Source organism: Desulforamulus aquiferis (assembly GCF_030577015.1).
Taxonomy (GTDB): Bacteria; Bacillota; Desulfotomaculia; order Desulfotomaculales; family Desulfotomaculaceae; genus Desulfotomaculum; species Desulfotomaculum aquiferis.
In genome coordinates, this window is record NZ_JARPTC010000072.1 from 1 (window position 1) to 301 (window position 301).

1 rRNA gene is annotated in these 301 nt (G+C 50.5%); it reads right to left on the minus strand.

Annotation, left to right across the window (positions count from 1 at the left end):
- Positions 1-301 (minus strand): 23S ribosomal RNA (locus P6N53_RS18570); the annotation flags it as partial.

Below are 301 nucleotides of genomic sequence, written 5' to 3' on the forward strand. Positions count from 1 at the left end.
GCGCCTCCGTTACCTTTTGGGAGGCGACCGCCCCAGTCAAACTGCCCACCTGACACTGTCCTCAATCCAGCTTCATGGACTAAAGTTAGAATTTCAATACTTAAAGGGTGGTATCCCAACGGTGACTCCATAAGTACTGGCGTACCTATCTCTCAGTCTCCCACCTATCCTGTACATCAAATACCAAAACCCAATGTCAAGCTACAGTAAAGCTCCACGGGGTCTTTCTGTCCTGTCGCAGGTAGACGGCATCTTCACCGTCATTACAATTTCACCGAGCCCCTCGTTGAGACAGTGCCCA